General features: G+C 62.3%; 15 protein-coding genes and 1 tRNA gene. 7 read left to right on the top strand and 9 right to left on the bottom strand.

The features are described from left to right. Positions 1-4: 4 nt before the first annotated feature. Positions 5-844: a hypothetical protein gene (locus tag SIN08_RS15415; protein WP_322452489.1), complete on the top strand. Its 840-nt coding sequence runs from the start codon at positions 5-7 to the stop codon at positions 842-844. Continuing rightward, the gene (locus SIN08_RS15410; protein WP_322452488.1) at positions 841-3609 is read left to right on the top strand and encodes a hypothetical protein; all 2769 of its coding nucleotides are present in this window, start codon (positions 841-843) and stop codon (positions 3607-3609) included. Before SIN08_RS15415 ends, SIN08_RS15410 begins: the two co-directional genes overlap by 4 nt. Before the next feature lie 40 nt (positions 3610-3649). On the opposite strand, the gene SIN08_RS15405 is transcribed toward SIN08_RS15410, so the two are convergent. Both SIN08_RS15405 and SIN08_RS15400 read right to left on the bottom strand, forming a co-directional pair. Further along, a complete protein-coding gene (locus SIN08_RS15405; RefSeq protein WP_322452487.1) occupies positions 3650-4885 on the bottom strand; it encodes a tyrosine-type recombinase/integrase in 1236 nt (411 codons plus the stop codon). 213 nt (positions 4886-5098) lie between these two features. Then, a tRNA-Phe gene (locus SIN08_RS15400) sits at positions 5099-5174 on the bottom strand. A gap of 502 nt (positions 5175-5676) precedes the next feature. Between SIN08_RS15400 and SIN08_RS15395 the strand changes: the two genes are divergently transcribed. The 4 genes from SIN08_RS15395 (at position 5677) to SIN08_RS23670 (ending at position 7482) form a co-directional block, all read left to right on the top strand. Next, positions 5677-6444, top strand: coding sequence for a hypothetical protein (locus SIN08_RS15395; protein WP_322452486.1), 768 nt, complete (start codon positions 5677-5679; stop codon positions 6442-6444). Beyond that, complete coding sequence (locus SIN08_RS15390; RefSeq protein WP_322452485.1) at positions 6441-6974, top strand: TatD family hydrolase; 534 nt, start codon at positions 6441-6443, stop codon at positions 6972-6974. Before SIN08_RS15395 ends, SIN08_RS15390 begins: the two co-directional genes overlap by 4 nt. Then, a complete protein-coding gene (locus SIN08_RS15385) occupies positions 6967-7176 on the top strand; it encodes a hypothetical protein (protein ID WP_322452484.1) in 210 nt (69 codons plus the stop codon). Before SIN08_RS15390 ends, SIN08_RS15385 begins: the two co-directional genes overlap by 8 nt. 213 nt (positions 7177-7389) lie before the next feature. Beyond that, the gene (locus SIN08_RS23670; RefSeq protein WP_416208081.1) at positions 7390-7482 is read left to right on the top strand and encodes a hypothetical protein; all 93 of its coding nucleotides are present in this window, start codon (positions 7390-7392) and stop codon (positions 7480-7482) included. A gap of 114 nt (positions 7483-7596) precedes the next feature. Here the strand turns inward: SIN08_RS23670 and SIN08_RS15380 are convergent, their stop codons facing one another. The 7 genes from SIN08_RS15380 to SIN08_RS15350 all read right to left on the bottom strand — a co-directional run bounded on the left by SIN08_RS15380 (position 7597) and on the right by SIN08_RS15350 (position 16381). Next, complete coding sequence (locus tag SIN08_RS15380) at positions 7597-8733, bottom strand: succinylglutamate desuccinylase/aspartoacylase family protein (RefSeq protein WP_322452483.1); 1137 nt, start codon at positions 8731-8733, stop codon at positions 7597-7599. Positions 8734-8757: 24 nt separating this feature from the next. Continuing rightward, positions 8758-9747 (bottom strand): ABC transporter ATP-binding protein, encoded by a 990-nt coding sequence (locus SIN08_RS15375; protein WP_322452482.1) that lies wholly within the window; start codon positions 9745-9747, stop codon positions 8758-8760. Continuing rightward, positions 9744-10766 carry an ABC transporter ATP-binding protein gene (locus tag SIN08_RS15370; protein ID WP_322452481.1) on the bottom strand — a complete coding sequence of 341 codons (1023 nt, stop codon included), beginning with the start codon at positions 10764-10766 and terminating at the stop codon, positions 9744-9746. The genes SIN08_RS15375 and SIN08_RS15370 overlap by 4 nt, the downstream gene beginning before the upstream one ends. Then, complete coding sequence (locus SIN08_RS15365; protein WP_322452480.1) at positions 10763-11650, bottom strand: ABC transporter permease; 888 nt, start codon at positions 11648-11650, stop codon at positions 10763-10765. Before SIN08_RS15365 ends, SIN08_RS15370 begins: the two co-directional genes overlap by 4 nt. Position 11651: 1 nt before the next feature. Next, a complete protein-coding gene (locus tag SIN08_RS15360; protein ID WP_322452479.1) occupies positions 11652-12590 on the bottom strand; it encodes an ABC transporter permease in 939 nt (312 codons plus the stop codon). Positions 12591-12608: 18 nt separating this feature from the next. Beyond that, positions 12609-14192 carry an ABC transporter substrate-binding protein gene (locus SIN08_RS15355; protein ID WP_322452478.1) on the bottom strand — a complete coding sequence of 528 codons (1584 nt, stop codon included), beginning with the start codon at positions 14190-14192 and terminating at the stop codon, positions 12609-12611. A 167-nt stretch (positions 14193-14359) separates the two neighbouring features. Further along, on the bottom strand, positions 14360-16381 hold the full coding sequence (locus SIN08_RS15350) for a CocE/NonD family hydrolase (RefSeq protein ID WP_322452477.1): 2022 nt from the start codon (positions 16379-16381) through the stop codon (positions 14360-14362). A gap of 113 nt (positions 16382-16494) precedes the next feature. On the opposite strand from SIN08_RS15350, the gene SIN08_RS15345 reads away from it, so the two are divergent. Beyond that, entirely contained in the window at positions 16495-17307 is an 813-nt protein-coding gene (locus tag SIN08_RS15345; RefSeq protein WP_322452476.1) for a helix-turn-helix transcriptional regulator, read from the top strand. Positions 17308-17362: the final 55 nt, after the last annotated feature.

The following is a 17362-nucleotide window of genomic DNA, read 5'->3' as shown; positions in this document are numbered from 1 at the left end:
TTCAATGAGCGAGGGAACGGCTCTATCCAGGATGGCACGGCGCAATGGAACAGCAGCCGAACGCCAGTTGCGGGCGCGGGCGCGGCCTGACGGCATTCCTGAGAAGCTGCCGCTGGTTCATGTCACGGCCGTTGGCGTAGCGAGAGAAATCCTCAAGAGCGGCAAGCTTGAGACCAGACACTGCACTGTTTTCAACAAGAGGCTTCTCTACTTCTTTATTATGCGGCCGGCATACCGCCTCAGGGGCGGGGATGCGAAATCACACCAGATCAATAGATTCCCATTTGTGTTTGTCGCTGAACCGACGGCGGTCGCGCCTCCGTATCACGTCTATCCGTTCGACACCGGGGGCGCGGCGAACGGAATTTTCGGCGAGCATGCCGATCCTTATGTTTTCCTGGAGGATTACGAGCTGGCGCCAGAACATGCTGCCGTTGCAGGCCAGATTGGCTGGGCTTTTGGCAGTCTGGAGGCATATTTCGACGGCGAGATCCGAACGGACGTTCTGCATGACGTCCCGCAGCACGAAACAGTGACGCGCAGCTTCATTGACATTACCCGGCTAGCGAGAAGCGGAAGCAATCAGCCTGACAAAAGAGCATCGGCTATCGAGATTGCCAGCAGCCAGGACGTTGCTCTGAAGGGGAATGTGAAACTCGCCATTCTGCCAAAGCAGTATCTGGAGGATGCTTCAGGCTCCAATTCGGACTTCATGGATCGTCTCAAGGCACAGAAGATCGAATGGGACATTTATGACTGGCAGCCGAACACCGCTCCCAATGAGTTTCAGGACGAGATTTCGCGAGTCGCACGTGCCTGGTTCAAAGGGAAAGGTTATCTATGACCGGCGCTGGATTGTCGGAGCTTCTGCTCGTTGGCTATGTTCCCTTGACGGAGCACGGCTTTGCGTTGCCATGCTTCGCGAGCGGACCTCAACCGAATGCATGGTACACGGCAGTCTGTTCGATCGACGGCGACCATGATGGTCTGATCACGGCTTTCGAGCTTTTTGAGTCAGACGAGATTCGCCGGCTTCCTCCTGAAATGCACCGGCGAGCGGCCATCGGTGATCAATGGCTGGATGTCTTTCTGTGGGACGGCGTAACGAACGTTGGGACGGCCGACGCCGTATGGAATGCTGTTGCACCATTCCGAAGTGATATCTCGGAGAAAGCACCTCTGACGCTCCTGGATCTGGCCCTTTCTGCAGAACCGGAAGCAGCGGCCTGTCTGGCGAAGGGAGCTTTCGACTTCATGAGATTGCGCTACGGTGTCGAGAAAGCCGAAACTTGGCGGCGTGATACGCTTATCCGGGAACAGGCTGTTCTCCGACTCAGGCGGCTTGCCGCCGCCGCCAGCCTTCCGCAGAGGACAGTCAAGGACCTCAAGTCGTCAGTTGAAGTATCGCAGACGTCACCTGCAACATTCTCGATCTGCCTTTCCGCGACGACGCGACATGCGTTTGCGAGGGCGAACCAGCTCGACGACGTGGCAGCAGAGCTGGCGGCTCTGGGCGAGCTTCTGGACACGCAAATCGAGCCATCACATAGCCAAACCGAGGGGGCAGCGAGTGCGGAAGTCCTCGCGGAAAGCGCAGCCACCGCGGCATCATGGTCGGGTTTGCATGACATCAACATTCTGATTTTGGTCTCGGGGCGTCGAGCTCGAGAAATAGCTCGTCATCTTTCGCCGCCGGAATGGCTGCCGGAATGGTTGGAAGACGCGGTGCCGCACGAGATCCGGCGCATGAATCATGGTGCGAAGCTTGGCAAAGAGAAGACAGATCGTCCGTCGATCGACATCGTTGATGATCTTTCAGTGCTGGAATCGCTGGCAGGCTACGCGGTTATCGTATGTTTGGCAGACGACGACCTGCACGAAGGCGCGGAGCACCTCTTCGGTTTCGTCGAGCGTGTTGGCATGGAGGCACGTGGTGTGACCTTGCTTGCTCCTGCACTGCCCGTCCAGGGACCTTCCCAGGCTCTCGCGGAAGCTGGCGAGCAACCCAGGATTGGCAGTCTAAAATTTCACACTGTTGTAGATACGTCGATCGCACGTTCTCCATTCTGGTCCGGCAATCCACGCAGGGCGCTCGACAGGCGAATAGCTGACATCGTCGTCGGCGCCGCCGTTTTGTGCGTCGGACTGACTCCGATTGTGCAGCACTTGACCTCCAGGCGCGCTGGTCATCGAGACACATTGATGACTTTCGCAATACAGGGTGGTCGACATGGTAAAGCGGATCACTCCCCTGCATTGTTCCCCATGCCCTCAATGGCCTCCGAAACAACATGGGCTTCGCGCGCTGATCCGGGTTCGTACGGCCGGACTCTAACCAAGCTCGAGTTTGCTGCGCGGATGTGCGATCGGGCTCCGTCATCGCACGTTAGAGGAGTTGTGGAAGTCCGGGATCGACGTCCTCATTTCGAAGATTTTGCCCGCGCTGTGCTTGAAAACGTCGCGGATGAGCAAAGTCTGATGTCTCAACCCGGCCAGCAGAATGTTCCATCGGCCATTCTGGGCGAACTCGCATATCCGGAATCGAGCGCCGGGTTTGCGTTGCGCCGGCCGGACCTCGCCGGCGCACTTCTAACATCGGAAACACCTTCGCTTAATGCGGTCCGAACTGCTGGAGCGCACGGCTGGGCAGTTGTCCGGTATACAGACAGGGAGACGATCCGCGACGTTCTGGATGGCGATCGAAGCGTCGAACTGCCTCTTCTGCCGCGAGAGGTGCTTCTGCCGAACGTCCGTCGTCTGAAGGGGAACCGCGGACTTGCCACACGCGGAATCGACCCGCGGGATGTGGTTCGGTTCGGATTCGACGACTTTGAGGAATGGCGTGCAGTGGACGGAGACGCACACTTGGTCACGCGAGCACGACGATACAGGTCATCTATCAGGACCGATACCGATGCGCTTCGCCGATCCGATCTCGATTGCGTGTTACCTCTCCGTGAAATTCGGGATGCGTTTGAGCAAGGCGATATTGCCGCAACACGTCTTCTCAACCGGCTCTCCCGCCGTGACCCGCTGCGGTCTGGTGCGGCCAAACGTTTGTCTGATCTCCAGAACGCTTGGTCGAGGCCGTCCGGTGGAGCCAGGCGGTTCATCATTGATGATGGTGTCATTCCGGTCTCGATTGGAGAAATCGGGCCGAACGAAGTTCCTTCGCAACGCTTCTTCTTTATTGACGGCGATAGTTCGGTCCCGGCGCTTCTCACATCCCGCGTGTTTGCCGTCTGGGCTCGCGCGACCATGTCGAGATCGACCAGCTGGATGTCTCGTTTTTCTGTAAGCGGTACGTTTGAGACATTTCCGGTGCCAGGGCTGTTTCATCTCCAGCGGCCGTCGGACGGACCTCTGCAGCTATTGCATGGGAAATTTAACAGTCGCTTTGCCAAATTGCTTGCCACATTTGACCGGGACGATTTCGTTTCTGGTCGCGTGATGGAGGAAAGAGGAGCGTCTGGGCACGAGCGCAAACCTGGCACGCTTCTGCAAGCGATTGACGAAGCCCTGCTCGCGGCAATCGAACTACCGGCGGTGGCAACAGATCTCGACATCCTTGAACGTCTCCTGGACATGAATCGAGTGGCGCCAGACTGACGTATCAGTGACTATTCGCTATCAGGTTATATGCTGAATCTTACATGTCAGTAGCCGTGTTCGCCCGGAAAGCTCCTGCCTCGCGTATTATCCTTCTATCCTGGCACCTAATCTCTTCCAAATAATCCGCCCACCATTGCATCATCCTGACCCGCTCCTCCCAGTGCTCCGCGCGGGCATAGGCGCGCCGGACGTCGTTGTTTTCGATATGGGCCAACTGTCGCTCGATAGCATCTGGATGCCACTTGCCGCATTCGTTCAGCAAAGTTGACGCAGTTGCCCGGAAGCCATGCGCCGTCGCCTCCTCCTTGCTATACCCCATGCGACGCAGGGCAGCGTTGAGCGTATTGTCGGAAATTGGCCGGGAAGCCGATCGGACGCTTGGGAACAGCAGCGTTCCGGCACCGGAGATTTCTCTGAGCTCGGTGAGGATGCTGACAGCTTGCCTCGGCAGCGGGACCCGGTGCGCCCTTCGCATCTTTGTGCGTTCTTCCGGGATGGTCCACAGCGCATTGCCGAGGTCGAACTCCTCCCACGCGGCGGCGCGCAGCTCCCCGGGACGGGGAAACAGGAGGGCCATCAGCTTCAGGGCCGCACGCGTTGCAGGCTGTCCGTCGAATGTGTCGATCGCGCGCAGCAAGCCGCCCAAGGTCTTTGGATCGGTGATCGCGGCACGCGGCGTGACCGTCGGTCTGATGAGTGCATCCCTCAGTGCGGATGTCGGGTCCATGTCGGCGCGCGCGGTCGCGATCGCGTACCGAAAGACGCTGCCGATCGTCGACCGCAGGCGCCTCGCCGATTCGTACCGACCGCGTACCTCCACGCCCCGAAGGGCTGTAAGGATTGTCGCCGCATCGATCTCCCGAATGCACTTGTCGCCGATCGTCGGATAGGCGAAGTCGAGCAGCCATTTGACCTTGGTGATTGTTGCGTCGGCACGCCCCTCCTTCTTCAGTTTGTCGACGTACTCCTGCGCGATCGAGCGGAAGGTGTCCTTCGCCGCGCCGACCTTGCGGGATTTGCGTTCCTGCGCGGGGTCGATGCCGGCCAGGAGCAGGCGCTTGGCGTCATCACGCGCCTGACGAGCCTCGGCGAGAGAAATGAGAGGATAGCTGCCCAGTGCCAATAGCTTCTGCTTGCCGTCGAACCGGTATGCGAGGCGCCATAGCCGTGATCCGGTGGGCTGCACCCATAGCTGGAGTCCCCCGCCATCGGACAGCTTCCGAAGCTTGGAAGCGGGTCGGGCGTTTCGGCATTTCATGTCGGAGAGGGCCATTTTCGGAACCTCCTGTTGGCTGGCTGCGATACCATCAGGATGCCAACTACCAACGGAAATACCACCCCTCCGCCTTGTTGGATCAAGTTCGTTCAAGCCAGCCGAAACACGCCCAGGCGCGCCGAAGACGCTTGAAAAGCAAGTAAATTCAGTTGCTTGCAGAGATTTCTGCGTAGAAGGTTCGGCGAAAAGGAATGTCGGGAGAAGAAAGGATGGTGCCCAGGGGCGGAATCGAACCACCGACACGCGGATTTTCAGTCCGCTGCTCTACCAACTGAGCTACCTGGGCCTGGCCCTGCCGGCGGATTGCCGCCCGCATGGGGCCGACGGGTGAGGACCGCCGAAAGCGCGTGGGTTATAGCATGAGAATTTGCTCTGTCCAGCGCCCCAGGGCGAATTATTGCGGCGCGGTCCCATGGCAGCCGAGGGTGCCGGCTGAGGCCTGGAGCAGCTCCGAAATGTAGTGGTGCGGTTTCCCGCCGGGGCGCACACCAAAAGGTGGCCTAGCCAGGTCAATAACTGCGCCGCAGGGGCTCGAGAAGTTGTACGCAGACCGTGCGCTGCGGCGATGCATACATCGGCCGATTTCGCGAAGCTTTTTACGTTTCCGCTTCGGGACCATGTGGCGCCCAGGCTGTTCGGAGGTCGGCGGAACGGGCCGGCGCCCATGCCCCCTGCCCTCCCGCCGGCATCATCGACGCAATCGCGCCTGGCCTCATGGAGGCCTTGCACACACTTGGGGAGGAAATCGTGCAACGATTGCCTAGCATCGCCTTTTCTCGGCCGTCCTGGTGGCAGCCGCCCACGCGCAGGATCAGGGCGCTGACCAGCAGACCGGGCCGTCCTGGCAGGACACCATCAGCGTCGCCCGCCCCGGTGAGAGCGGAACCCTCCCGGGCGGCCCCTCGATCGAGCTCAGGGAAGTAACCGGCGATTTCATCGATCCGGTCAACGTCGTGAGCGCGAAGGACGGCACCGGCCGCAATCCTGAAACCGGTGGTCTCTATATCGCCGAAGTGGGCCAGAACCATTGGGAGGAGATCAACTTCCAGCCGGCTGACAGCCAGGGCGGCGAAAACTACGGCTGGGACTTCCTCATGGGAACCCACTGCTTCCCGATCGAACAGGAGGAATGTCCGCAGGTCGGCGTCCTTCCCGTCGCCGAATACGATCATGAGCAAGGCTGCTCCGCGATCGGGCTCGGCGTCTATCGCGGCGGAGAGATCGAGGACCTCGACGGTGTCTATCTCGCCGGCGACTACTGCGCCGGCACGATCTGGGGCCTGGCGCGCGGTGAGGACGACCAGTGGGTGTTTCAGGAACTCCTTGCCTCCGGCGTGCAGCTTACCGGCGGCGGGACGGATGCGGACGGCAATCTCTACGTGACGTCCTGCAACTGCAACTACGGCGGTCCGCTACCGCAAGAGAACCCGCCCGGAACGCTTTGGCAAGTCGTTGCGGCCTCGGACCAGGATTCCGACACCAACGGAACCGCGGTCGCTGCAAGCAGGCGGGGTACATCTCTGCCTCCTCCCCGCGACGGAGCAAGAGGAGAGTGAGGGCTGTTGAATTTTTACGCATCCGTGGTCGGATCGGCCAGCCGCGAACCTTCACCGGCACCTATGTCGATTATCTTTCGTCCATCGTCGGCTGGGAGCGCTTCCGCGCGGGCCAGTTCGGCATCCGGCACTATTGTACCGTCGGCCTCAACTCCAAGGAGGCCAACAACGAGGAGCTTGCCGAGGGCGTGATGGAATGGCTGCCCCGCTTCGCGCTGAAGGAGGGCGTGGTGGCGATTGGCGAGATCGGCTACGACGAGCAGACGGACCTCGAGGACCACTATTTCCGCGCGCAACTCGAGCTCGCCAAGGAGCTTGAGTTGCCCGTGATGATCCACACGCCCCACCGCGACAAGAAGCGCGGCACCACGCGTTCCTTGGACGTCATCGAGGGAACACGGCCTCGATCCTTCCCGTGTCGTGATCGACCACAACAACGAGGAGACCGTCGCCGAGACGCTGCAGCGCGACTTCTGGGCCGGCTTCTCCATCTATCCCTCCACCAAGATGGGCAACCGCCGCATGGTTGAACTCCTCAAGCAATATGGCGGTGAGCGCATCATCGTGGATTCGGCCTGCGACTGGGGCATCTCGGATTCGCTGGGCGTGCCCAAGACCGCGCGGCTGGCGCTCGAAAGCGGCATCCCCGAGAAGACGGTCAAGCGCGTCTGCTACGCCAACGCGCTGGAAGTCTACGGCAAGAGCGGCCAGACCGCGAGGAGGACTGGCTGAGCCCGCCGGAGATCGACCAGCGCACGCTCTATGCCGGAAACTCCATCCTGCGCGGCGGGCGTGAGCCGGTCATCGACGCGGAAAAGCGCAAGAGGCGCGACGATCTCGTAATCGAATAGGGCAATCCCTTTTTCGGCTTGCTCCATGAGTTCGGACTTGGGGCGGTGATGAGCTCATCTTCCCGAGGCCGGCCGCAACTACGGCTGGCTGGCGGTGAGTTGGGGCCGGCACTATTCCGGCGAGCCGATCGCCGATCCGCCGACGCATACCGGAACGCGACCGCCATCTTTCACTCGACGCCCGTGATCTCTCCCGGCGCCGAGAACGCCATGAGTGCATTCAAGCACCTGAAGGAAACCGGGCATGGCGCGCGCGCCCTGCCCGTTTGATAGCAGAAAGAGTGCATTCCAGGTATGACGACTAATCCTCCAGGAGGTAGCCCCTTCGGTGTTTCAGCGGAACGACGCCGGCGATCTTCGCAATCACCTGATTGGCCGCGACCAGCTTTTTCAGCCGTCTGGTGACCACAAGCCCATCGGTGCCCGCGTGGAGCGTGATCCGTTCCTCGCTACCGGCCGCCGGTGGGCTGACAATATCTGCAATGGGCTGCCCGCGTTTTACCCTTTCCCCGAGTCCCGCGTGATAGACGATGACGCCGAACTGCGGAGCCCGAACGATGTCGCAGGCGTCGAATCCACTGAGTTCGCACAATGGTTCCGGAGCGGCATCGGCATCTCCGGAGAGATACCGTCGCCGGCGCAGGACGTTGATCAGCGCCGAAGCATCGGCCCGGGCGATCTCGTCGCCTATGTCGATGAAGCCGCGCAATTCCAGCGTGATGGCCTGGCAGCCAATGGGGATGGAGCGATCAGGAAACGCCTCCGCAAGCCGCAGCCACGGCTCCACGCCCGCTTCCGCGAAGGTAGAGCCGCCCGACCGCGCCTGGGAGAACACGGCGTGGCAACCAAGCTCGGCTGCAAGATCCCTCACCTCCGGCCAGATCTCCGGATGGACAAAGAGGTGCATCAGACCCTCGTCGTCGCAATGGAGATCCAGCACAAGGTCGGAGTCATAAGCTTCCCGGGAAAGTATGGCCTGAAGGGAGTCGATCGGCGTCGCCTGCGGGTGCTCGTCGATAAGCTCGCGGATCGCCGCACGGATCACGGCGCGATTGGGGCCCGCATCGTCTGTCAGCCGCCCGCCGACCCGTTGAACGATATCATCCCCCAGCGCCGGCCAGTTGCGATTGAAATTGCGACCGCTCGGCAGGTCGTAGCGGCCCAGATGGTCGCCGTTGATATATTGTGCGAGGCCGAGCGGATTGGCGGCAGGGACGAGGACGATCTGTCCGGTGATCTCGCCGCGCGCATCAGCTTCGTCGAGCTTTTCGGCCAGATGATGGGCAACAAGCAGCCCCGGTGCCTCGTCGGCGTGAAGGGCGGCGTGGATGTACGCCTTGGGGCGTGCTTCGGGCGCCCCGTAACGCAACATACGCACGGCAGTTCGATTGCCGGGCGTTCCGCCGGAAAGCGGCACGTCGATCACTTCGCGAGGCATGAAGAGCTCCGGTTGGATGATGCGTTAGGCGGGAAGCGGAAAATGACATTTGAAGACATGTGAACCATCCTCGCCCCCATCCGCCGTCGGCTGGGGGAAGACGCGGCCGCAGATGTCCTGGGCGTAGCGGCAGCGCGTGTGGAACTCGCAGCCTGAAGGCCGCATCATCAGGCTCGGCACCTCGCCGCTGATCTCGACCCGGTCGAGCACCGCGTCGGGATCGGCCTCCGGATTGGCCGAGAGCAGCGCCTCGGTATAGGGATGGCGCGGCCGCTCGAAAATCGCATCGGTGGGACCGACCTCGACAAAGCGGCCGAGATACATGATCGCCATGCGATCGGTCATGTGACGCACGACGTTGAGATTGTGCGTGATGATGAGGATAGCGATGCCGAGCTCGCGCTGGAGGCGGGACAGCAGGTTGAGTACTTCCCCCTGCACCGAAACGTCGAGGCCCGCCGTCGGCTCGTCGGCGATGATGAGATCCGGCTCGAGCGCAAGCGCCCGCGCCACCCCCACCCGGCGCGCCTGACCGCCGGAAAGCTGGTGCGGATACCGGCGCCCGAACTCGACCGGGAGGCCGACCATCTTGAGCAGCCGGTCGGCTTCCGCGGCGGGATCGCGACCGGTGATCCCGTGTATGCGGAACGGCTCCATTAGCAGCGAACGCACCGTCAGGCGCGGCGAAAGTGACCCGACGGGATCCTGGAACATCATCGCCATGCGCCGGCGGTACGGCTTGCGGGCGCTGCCGATAAGGCCCGTCAGTTCCTGCCCGTCGAAACGGATCGAGCCTTCCTGCGCATAGACGAGCCCCATGAGCGTGCGGGCGATCGTCGACTTGCCTGAACCGCTCTCGCCCACCAGCCCCAGCGTCTCGCCCTTGCAAATGTCGAAGGAAACGCCGCAGACGGCATCGATGAATGGATCTTCTGCACGGGTGGCCATTGCTTTCAGACGGCTCATGGCGCGAAAGCGAACGCGGAGATCGTTGACGGACAGAAGCGCGCTCATGCTGGCGCCTCCGCTGCATCGTCCAGGAGATGACAGCGCGCCCATTGGGTCGGGGCGAGGTCGCGCGGCGCCGGGACTTCGGTCACGCAACGGTCGAACGAATGGGGGCAACGCTCGCGGAAGATGCAGCCGGAGGGCGGTTCGACAAGGTTGGGTACCTCGCCGGGAATGGTCGGCAGCACCCGCGTCTTCGTCCTGATCCGCCCCGGATCGCACTCGAGAAGCGCTTTCGTGTAGGGGTGGCCGGGATGATGGAATATCTGCCGCACCGTCCCGTATTCCACCATCTCGCCGGCATACATGACGGCTACGCGATCGCAGAGTTCGGCGACCGTGCCCAGGTGATGCGAGACGAAAATGATGGAGCAGCCGATCTCCCGCTGCAGATCCTTCAACAGATGGATGATCTGCACCTCGAGCGTGGCGTCGAGCGCTGTCGTCGGCTCGTCCGCTATCAGGAGCGCCGGCTTCACCAGGAGCGCCATGGCGATGCAGATGCGTTGGCGCATCCCGCCCGAGAACTCGTGCGCGTAGCCGCCGATCCGACTTTGTGGATCGGGAATGCCGACCCGCTCCAGCATCTCAATGGCACGCCGCCGCTTTTCCCGCCGCGATCCACCTTGGTGGTGCTGGATATCGATCATCTGCTTCTCGATGGAACGCACCGGGTTGAGCGCGGTCGTCGGGTCCTGAAAGATCATCGACATGCGGTTGCCGAGGAGTCTCCGCCTTTTCTCTGCGGTCATGGACAGGAGGTCGCGCCCTTCGAAGGGGATCGCACCGCCCGTCACCTCGGCGTTTTCCGCAAGCAGCCCCATCACGGTGTAGGCAAGCGTGGACTTGCCCGAGCCGCTTTCGCCGACGACGCCGACAATCTCGCCGGGCTGGACCGCAAGGCTGACGTCGCGAAGGGCGAGAACACGGCCGCGCGGCGTCTGGAACGCGAGGTCGAGATCCACCACTTCCAGGAGCGACGGCCGGCTGCTCGCCACTTGCTGGGCGGGTTCACCGGGTCTCATAGTTCTTTCCGCAGCTTGGGGTCGAAGATGTCCCGCAGCGCTTCGCCCAGGAAGGTGAAACCCAGCGTGGTGAGTACGATCGGAATGCCGCCCGAGACGACGGGCCAGACCGACTGGTTGATGTAACCGTAGCCGTCATTGAGAATCGTGCCCCAGGAGGGCGTCGGCGGACGCACGCCCATGCCGAGGAAGCTCAGGCCCGCCTCCAGCGTAATGACGAGCGGCACGTCCATGCTCACGAGGATCAGAAGCGGCCCGATGACGTTGGGCAGAATGTGGATGCCGAGGATCCGTGGCACGCCGGCTCCCATTGCCCGCTCTGCGGTTATGAACTCGCTGTTGCGCAGCGCATGCGTCTGGGTACGCACGACGCGCGCATAGATCGGTACCGTCGTCACCGCGACGACGAAGATCACGCTCGCCAGGCTCGGCCCGAGCAGGGTGACGACCGCCAGGGCGAAGATGATCACCGGGAAGGAGCGGATCGTGTCGAAGAGGAGCAACAGCGCGTTGTCGAGCCAGGGCGGACCGAAGCCTGCCACGAGCCCGAGCAAGAGCCCGACCGACAGCGCTGTCCCCAGTGCCGTGGCCGAGACGAGAAGCGCTACCTGCCCGCCCGTGATGACGCGCGAGAAGACATCGCGCCCAAGCTGGTCGGTGCCCATCAGGAATTCGAGCGAGGGCGGCGCAAGCCGCGGGCCCACCATGATCTGGGTCGGGTCGTAGGGCACAATCAGATCCGCGAAAACTGCGCTTGCCACCATCAGCACGACGAGCACCGCGCCGAACAGCCCGAGCGGGTTGCGGGCGAGGCGGCGTGCGAAGCCGGTGAGTGCGCCGGACCTTGCTTCTTCGATCGCGATCGCGTGCGTTCCTTCGGCCATGTCAGAGGTCCCCGCGGATTCTGGGATCGAGCGCCGCGTTGACGAAGTCGGCGATGGTGGTGGAGACGACGAAGAGGACGGTCGTGGCCAGCACCGTTCCCATGACGATCGGGTAATTGCGCGAATCCACTGCCTGCACGATCAGCGTGCCGATGCCCGGCCGCGCGAAGACCACCTCGACGAAGACAGCCGCCGAGAGAAGATGCGCCATGCCGACGCCGAGAATGGTAACGGTCGGCAGGATGGCGAGCGGCAGGGCGTAGCGGGCAACGATGCGCCCTTCCGACAGGCCGAAGGATCGCGCCATCCGCACGTGGTTCTCGCCGAGGATCTCCAGCATCGAGGCGCGCACGATGCGGGAGAGATAGCCCACCCAGCCGATGCCGACGACAAAGGCCGGCAGGATGAGATGGGTGACCCCGCCCCAGAAGCCCGAGCCCGCGCCGATAGCAGGCAGCCAGTTGAGCCAGACGGCGAAAATCAACAGCGCATAGATCGCCATGACGAAGGACGGGATGGCGATGGTCGCCACCGCCATCACGCCCACCACCTTGTCGATCACCGAATTGCGCCGCATGGCCGAGTAGCAGCCGAGCGGCACCGCCACGAGAACCGACCAGGCGATCGCGGTCAGGATGAGCGCGATCGTATAGGGAAGCTGTTCAAAGACGATGCTGCGGACCGGACGCTGGGTGAAGACATCAAAGCCGAGGTCGCCCTGCAGCAGGCCGCCGAAGAACATGACCACCTGCATGGGAAGCGGCTGATCGAGACCCATCCGCTCATGAAGCTCCGCCCGTAGTTCGGGCGTTGCCCGCGGACCAAGAAGTACCGCGGCAGGATCGCCCGGGACGGCCTGGATCATCACGAACAGAAGGGTGACGGCGATCACCGTGATCGCCGCCGCCAGCACTATCCTCTTGAGGACATAGAGCCACATGCCAGCCGACCCGGCGGTCTAGTTCGAAGCCGGGTCGAAGTCGATGTAGAGCGGACGTCCGTCCGGGCGCGTTGCCGCCGTCATCTTGGAGGCGCGGTACATGATCGGCGAGCCTTCATGCGTAAGGAAGCGATAGGCGCCGGACTCCTCCATGATGTCCTGCATCTCATGGTAGAGCTTGGCCCGCTCCTCGTCGTCTTCCACCGCCACCGCCAGATCGTTGAGCTCGTCGAAGCGTTCGCTCTTGAAGCGCTCCCAGTTCCAGACCCCCACTTGGTCGCGCACGAAGAAGGTGGTGGCGTAATAGGGGTCCGGCACCATCGAGAAACGCTGGACGATCAACTGCATCTCCTTCCAGCGCTCGCCCTCCGATTCCATCCCGATGGTCCAGAAGGAGCCCGAATCCTGGACGTTCACCTCGACCGCGATGCCGATCTGCGACAATTGCGCCTGCACCATCTCGGCAATGGTCGAGAAGGTATTCTGGTTGAGCGCATCGATGGTCAGCGTGAGGTTCTCGACGCCGGCCTTTGCGAGATATTCGCGCGCCTTTTCAAGATCGCCTTCCGGCGGGACGAGGGCCTTTTCCCGGTGACCGACAAGGCCGGGCGCGATGAGGCCGGTGGCCACTTCCGCCTGTCCCGAATAGGCCGCGTCCATGATCTGCGGTACGTTGATCGCCCACTGGATGGCCTTGCGGACATTGACGTCCTGAAGCTTGGGATGATCCGTGTTCATGCCGACATAGACGTAATAAAGCGAGGGCTTTTCCTCGATGGTCGTGTCGGCCGGCGGGCTGCTCTTCAGCGTCGCCAGCGAATCGAGACTGAAGTCGGTGAAGTCGAGATCGCCAGCCTGATAGGCGCGCTCCGCCGTCTTGACGTCGCCGATCGGCAGGATGCGCACCCGGTCGAAGCCCGGCTTCGGCCCTTTCCATTCGGGGTTGCGCGCCAGGAGGATCGACTGGTTCGGCTTCCACTCCTCGAGCACATAGGGACCGGAGAAGCAGGGGGGATTCATGCCGAAATCACCACCATTGCCGGTCGCCTCCATGACCGCCTTCTTCGAAACGATGTGGCCGCACCCGTAGGGCAGCGTGATATTCCACAGTGGCACGAACGGATTCTTCAGCACGATGACGCCGGTATAGTCGTCCTCGATCTCCACATGGTCGAGCGGGCCCCAGTCGCCCTTCACCGGGGAATCGTGCTCGATCACCCGCTCGAAGGAGAACTTCACGTCCTCTGCCGTCAGCTCGCCGTAGCCGCCGGTGAACTGGATACCCTTCTTGAGACGGAAGCGGATGTGGGTCGGGTCGACCTGCTCGACGGATTCCGCCCCCTCCAGTTCCCAGCCCCACTCCGAGCCCGGCACATAGCGGGTGAGCTTTGTGTAGATGCAGTTCATCACGTCGACATTGTAGGCGTTCTGGTAAAAGCCGGGATCGAGCTTGTTGATGTCCGCATAGGAGCGGGCGATGAGTTCCTTGCCTTCCGCCGCCCATACCGCCTGCGACAGCGGCAGGCCGGAGGCGATGACGCCGGTGCCCAGCCCGGCGCCCACCTTGAGGAGCTGTCTACGGCTCATTGTCACGTCAGTCATGATTGCCTTCCCCTTTTTTGATGGAGCGGCCCCTTTCTCCCAGGTGGCATCGCCCTTTGTCGCTCGCCGTCCGCCAGTAACGGAGGCCCATTGTTTGGTGGGTTCCCGGAATCGTCAATTTCGCTTGCGACGCCTTACGACGCCAATAATGCGTCAACTCGCGAATGCTAGAGAAGCTGCCGAGGGATTGCCTCCACCCATTTCCGTTCCTGGATCAGTTTGTCGCCCTCCCACGCCTTCAATCGCGCCTCGATGTGGAAATGCGACGGCGAAGCGGTCAGCACGGTCTCGGTAACGCTGCGGATCCGCCAGTCGCCGCGCGACATTTCCCACGTCCAGCCGATTTCGCCCCTGAGGCTCGCGTAGTCGCCACCGCGGAAGGAATAGCGTTCCGTGCCGTCGGAGGTGATTGTGAGATCGTTTTCGATGATGCGGAACGTGCCCCCGCTGTCGCGAATCGTCAGCACCGTAGTGCCATCCGTGAGATCTTCGGTGAGGGTCCAGCCCTCCTCTGCCTTGACGATCGTCTCGGTCTCGAGTGGGGCGGCACCGTCGGGCCCGGCAAAAGCGACAGGTGCCCCGTCGTCCTGATCGGCGCTGCGCCTCGGGAGATCGAGGCGGCAATCCGACGGGTGAACGGTCAGCGTCACCGGCTCGGGCGTGGGCCAGGCGACGGGAAAATAGCTGGTCGAGATCGCAAGCCGGATCCGGTGGCCGGCGGAGAAACGCTGGGCGACATGCTTGAACGGAACGTTCACGCGGTATCGCTTGCCCGGCACCAGCGCTTCGGGGGTCTCGTGGCTGTCCCGGTGCGTCAGGTTCAAAAGCCCGTAGCTGACGCGGGTGGCGCTTCCGTCCGGCGATACATCGGAGAGCCGTACAGCGACCATAGCCACGGGTGTGTCGCTCTCAAACGCCAGTGCCAGTACCGCGTCGCCGGCGATTTCCAGATCGTTTTCCAGCGGCTCGGTCTCGTAGACGAGGCTGCCGGCATCGTCGGCGCGCTGGTCCGTCGGCTGATCGCCGGGCGTGGCATAGGAGCACCATTTGCCGCCGCGGAGCCCGACCCATAGGGGCGAGCGTAGCGTGACCGGTGGCTCTTCGCCGCCCTTCTCCCGCGCCAACCGCCCTCCTCCCGAAAGGAAGAACGGCTGGCGTTCGATATTCGGCGAAGGCCAGGCGGGTTCGCCAACCCAGCGCCCCGCGCGCACCTCATAAGAAGTCTGTGGCGGCGCGTGATCCTGCATGAACAGGCGCAGCATCGGCTCTTCCATAATCCCGGTATCGCGGCCTTTCAGCCAGTGATCCCACCAGCGCAGGCTTTCCTGCAGGAAACCGATCGCCGGACCGGGCCTGCCGATATGTGGATAGGTATGCGCCCACGGACCGACCAGTCCCATCCGCGGGCCCGGCAGGTTCTCCATCAGGCGGAAGACCGATCGGCAATAGCCGTCGGCCCAGCCGCTGACGGCGAAGACCGGGCAGGTGATGGCGGAATAGTCCTCGCAGACGGAGCCGTGCTCCCAGAATTCGTCCCGGTGCTGGTGCTCCAGCCAGTTCTTCAGCCACAGTCCGCTTTCCTCCAGCCGGCGGTGCCAGAGGTCCCGCCAGCTATCCGGCTTGTTGCGCGGGTCGGGCGGCAGCGTGTTGCGCCCGAACATGATCGAGGCCCAGGAAAGATTGTCGATGAGCAGGCAGCCGCCCATGTAGTGCACATCGTCGGCATAACGGTCGTCGGTGGAGGCGCAACTGATGACAGCCTTGAGTGCCGGCGGACGCATTGCGGCGATCTGCAGACCGTTGAAACCGCCCCAGGAGATGCCGATCATGCCCAAATTGCCGTCGCACCAGGGCTGGCGTGACAGCCAGTCGATGACGGCAGCCCCGTCATCGAGCTCCTGCTGCAGATACTCGTCGCGCATCAGCCCTTCCGAATCGCCTGCGCCCCGCAAATCGACCCGCACGACCGCGTAACCGTGGCCGGCGACGTAAGGGTGCATGACGATGTCGCGGGCGGCTGTCAGGTCGTTCTTCCGGTAGGGGATGTATTCCAGGATTGCCGGAACCGGGTTCTGCTCGGCATCGGCCGGAAGCCACATGCGCGCAGCCAGACGGCAGCCGTCGGGCATGGGTATCTCGAAATGGTCTACCGCGCGGATCGCGTGGGGAAACTCGTTTACGGTTCGCATTGTGTGCGGCAATCCTCTCATGGACGGCGCCACCCTGCGGCAGCTCAACCTTTCAGGCAATTTCGCGACCCTTCGCGACTTGACACTATTTCAGCGTCAAGTGCATTAGATGCATGCTCCGCGATCCACTCTCCGACAATCTTGCTTTCCTGTGCAGCTACTATCCCTCGATCGCATCCGTCTGCCGGCGCATCGGGATCAACCGCCAGCAGTTCAACAAGTATCTGAGCGGTCAGACGGTGCCGTCCCGCCGTAACATGCGCCGGATCTGCGATTTTTTCGGAGTGAGCGAGAGCGAGCTTCTGCTCGATCACCGACGCTTCACCGAGATCGCCGGGCTGAAGCGCCGGCCGATTGCTGGCGATGGGCCGACTGAGATATTGACGCATATCGAGGAGCTCTACCGCGGATCGGGCGATCTCGGCCGCTATGTCGGCTACTATTTCCGCTACTTCTATTCGTTCGGCCATGCCGGCAAGATCATCAAATGCCTGGCTGCCATCTACGAGAGGGACGGGCGCTACTACTGGCGGAGCGTCGAACGGCTGAAGCTCGATGGCCGCTACGGGGTCAAGACGTCGAAATACACCGGTGCGCTGTTTCTGCTTGGCGACCGCATCTTTGCGCTGGAATACGAGACGCTGCTCAAGAGCAGCATCACCCAGCTGATCCTCTATCCGAGCTACCGGACGAGCCTGACGTTTCTGATAGGCGTGCAGACCGGAATGCCGCTCTTGCGCGGGCGCAAGCCTGCGGCATCGATCGTCCTCCTGGAGTATCTCGGAAGATCCATCGATCAGCGCAAGGCCCTGAAAACGTGCGGCCTTTACGACGATACTGATCCGATGATCGATCCGAGCATCCGGTCGATGATCAGCAATCACGTCAAGCCAGACAGCTTCGTCCTTGAGACCGACGAGGCATGATCTTGTTGGGGAGAGCTTCCAACCGCGCGCCGCCGCGGCTGCAGCGATCCGTCTA

Source organism: Chelativorans sp. M5D2P16, from assembly GCF_034427935.1.
Classification (GTDB): Bacteria; Pseudomonadota; Alphaproteobacteria; order Rhizobiales; family Rhizobiaceae; genus Chelativorans.
The sequence above is the reverse complement of the archived record's forward strand: the minus strand, read 5'-3'. Positions and strand labels throughout refer to the sequence as shown.

Bases quoted from the DNA above. Each gene is read 5' to 3' on its own strand.
- SIN08_RS15415 (WP_322452489.1), top strand. From the start codon at position 5: ATGAGCGAGGGAACGGCTCTATCCAGGATGGCACGGCGCAATGGAACA.
- SIN08_RS15410 (WP_322452488.1), top strand. From the start codon at position 841: ATGACCGGCGCTGGATTGTCGGAGCTTCTGCTCGTTGGCTATGTTCCC.
- SIN08_RS15405 (WP_322452487.1), bottom strand. From the start codon at position 4,885: ATGGCCCTCTCCGACATGAAATGCCGAAACGCCCGACCCGCTTCCAAG.
- SIN08_RS15385 (WP_322452484.1), top strand. From the start codon at position 6,967: ATGGTTGAACTCCTCAAGCAATATGGCGGTGAGCGCATCATCGTGGAT.
- SIN08_RS15380 (WP_322452483.1), bottom strand. From the start codon at position 8,733: ATGCCTCGCGAAGTGATCGACGTGCCGCTTTCCGGCGGAACGCCCGGC.
- SIN08_RS15375 (WP_322452482.1), bottom strand. From the start codon at position 9,747: ATGAGCGCGCTTCTGTCCGTCAACGATCTCCGCGTTCGCTTTCGCGCC.
- SIN08_RS15370 (WP_322452481.1), bottom strand. From the start codon at position 10,766: ATGAGACCCGGTGAACCCGCCCAGCAAGTGGCGAGCAGCCGGCCGTCG.
- SIN08_RS15365 (WP_322452480.1), bottom strand. From the start codon at position 11,650: ATGGCCGAAGGAACGCACGCGATCGCGATCGAAGAAGCAAGGTCCGGC.
- SIN08_RS15360 (WP_322452479.1), bottom strand. From the start codon at position 12,590: ATGTGGCTCTATGTCCTCAAGAGGATAGTGCTGGCGGCGGCGATCACG.
- SIN08_RS15355 (WP_322452478.1), bottom strand. From the start codon at position 14,192: ATGACTGACGTGACAATGAGCCGTAGACAGCTCCTCAAGGTGGGCGCC.
- SIN08_RS15350 (WP_322452477.1), bottom strand. From the start codon at position 16,381: ATGCGAACCGTAAACGAGTTTCCCCACGCGATCCGCGCGGTAGACCAT.
- SIN08_RS15345 (WP_322452476.1), top strand. From the start codon at position 16,495: ATGCTCCGCGATCCACTCTCCGACAATCTTGCTTTCCTGTGCAGCTAC.